We start from the raw sequence: 2,390 nt of genomic DNA, 5'->3' as shown, positions 1-2,390 counted from the left end.
GATACGGAAGGTGTGAGTAGGCCGTTTGTAGCCAAGTAGATGGTTTCGCGGCTAGCCCAATAGATAGTTTAAGCGGCTATGGCGTTTTAACATAGCGTCTTGCATTTGTTTTTAGGCTTTGTATTTTACTGCGCTGTGAAGTAAAATTTTAAAATTTAGAGTAGTAAAGAACCTTGAAATTTGATATGGCAAAGCAGTTTTAAATTTTAAATATACCGTAAGAATAAAAAGATAAAATGCGGCGAAATTTTTATATGAGTAGGGATTTGATGAGAGATTGCGGTAAAGAGCCGATAGTGGTCAATAAAGCTCTTTATAACGCAAGCGCTAAAACGGATAAGCGCTCTGCTAAGCAAGCTCTAATAAGACAAATCCTACTTCCTACTATATATTTATGAGCGCATAGGCGAATATAAACATATCGTAAATCTAAGATTATTAAAAATTTCTTAAGGAGGAGAGAATGGCGTTTGTTACAGAGGAAATTTCAAAAGAGGATGTCGAGAAATACGATTTGCTAAAACCGTGCAATGAGATATGCAATAAGTATTATCAGGGTGAGCTTGATTGGGTAGATTTAAATTCGAGAGATTGGTGCATAGATCGAGAAAGAGGTATTTGGCTTTTTGTAGTACGCAGTATCACTATCGGAGATCCGAGAGATATGGAATTTAGCGGAGAAGTGATATGGCTTTTGCATTATAGAGGCAAAGATATAGAGATCGATCTGAGGAATATACATAATGAATATACCGGTAAAAAAGATACGGATAATCCGTTTATACTAATATATGAACTGGAATCTATAAGAAGCGATATCGGGGATATACCAAAACAAGAGATTGTAGATATTTTAAAAGAAATTTTAAATGAGTTTAAGGGAGGAGACATTATAACGTATTTTATCCCTAAAGAGAATATTCAAGTAATTTTCAGATCTAAAATTTAAAGAAGAGGATAGAATATGGGCTATACAAAAGATCAAGCAGATGTTGAATTAAGAAAAATAGTAGAGGGGAAGTTGCCTACAACAAAGGCCGAGCTAACTAGAATAATAGAAAATTTAAGTGTAGAGGCTAGCGGTCAAAAGACAGTTTTGTATTCGGGTATGAATATGAATGAGATAGATAAGCTCGCCAAAGATCCAAAACTAAGAATGCTCAATAATACAGAAGCGTATAAATTTGTAAGTACTTTGAAAGAGAATAAATATTTTATAAAGGCTTGGGAGAAAATTACCGGAGAAAGAAATCCCAATTTTGATGATTATAATTCCCCCGTCGGTAAATTTATTGGCGGCGAAGACCCGGTTGATGGTAAACCCAGAAAGGCGGGCGCTTGGGATATAATCTCTAAAAATTTTGTAAAAACTACCAAAGGCGGAGAAATAGTAGCTTTAGTGGGAAACAATGCCAGCACTGGTAGGGTATTTTATCAAACCGAACTTCCCGAACTTCTCAAAAACAAAAATATCACTAAAATCAACGGTATGGATAAAGCGGAATTAGTTTCTAAGCTAAATTCTTGTGCTACCGATAGAGAAAAACTAAATTATATCATCAGCGATCAAAACGCCGTAGCAAAAATAGCGGGCAAAGAAATATCCGAACTAACGCAAGATGATTTCGATAAAGCACGCAAAAACACAAATTTCGAGGCGATATTCAAAGAAAATAAAAATGCGCTAGTTAAAAATTATATCAATGATATAGTCACAAATGATAGAATTCCATATTCAGAGAAGGTCAAAGAGCTAACTAAAGCTTTTGGTCGCGATAAGCTACCGTTCATCACGAAAGAGCTAAATAGACTAGGGATTATGGGCGGACTAATAGGCTTTGATATGACTATGCAAAGAGCAGATCAGGCACTTAGTGCAGGAAATAGAGAAGAAGCAAGAACCATCGTCAAAGAATATATGCTAGAAGAAACCGGGGCGAATATAGGCGGCTATATGTTTGCCTCGCTGATTATGCCTAATAAGGGTATGGGCAAAACTAAAGCAATAGCTTTGGCTACACTATTTGGTGCGGTAGGCTCATATCTGGGAAGCGACTATCTCCTAAATCTTTATAAGAATAGAGATTCGTTGTCATATTTTTTAAATCTATATGATCCGAATTGGGTAGGAAGAGATCCTTGGTTGCTTGAAGTAATTAAGGAACTAACGGCTCCTTATGTGGATAAGCTGGATGAATATATGACGAACGCTTCGGATGCTCTTATAGATTTTACGATCGCAGCTGTCAATAAAATGAATGAAGAATTATCTAACAAACTTCAAAACACTAAGAAATTTTACATCGGACTTGCCGTTTCTATCTTGGAATTTTTCATCGTCGACCCTCTCGCCCTTGATCTTAACGGAGACGGCAAGATCGGCATCAGCC

At 36.4% G+C, this 2,390-nt stretch carries 2 protein-coding genes; both read left to right on the top strand.

From position 1 onward, the window contains the following. Positions 1–463: 463 nt before the first annotated feature. Positions 464–949, top strand: coding sequence for a hypothetical protein (locus tag Q0198_RS08060; protein ID WP_297896773.1), 486 nt, complete (start codon positions 464–466; stop codon positions 947–949). Between the two features lie 15 nt (positions 950–964). Then, on the top strand, positions 965–2,390 hold a 1,426-nt coding region (locus Q0198_RS08055; protein WP_297896771.1), incomplete at its 3' end, for a hypothetical protein.

Origin of the sequence: uncultured Campylobacter sp. (assembly GCF_938045205.1) — a bacterium.
Taxonomy (GTDB): domain Bacteria; phylum Campylobacterota; class Campylobacteria; order Campylobacterales; family Campylobacteraceae; genus Campylobacter_B.
The sequence above is the reverse complement of the archived record's forward strand: the minus strand, read 5'-3'. Positions and strand labels throughout refer to the sequence as shown.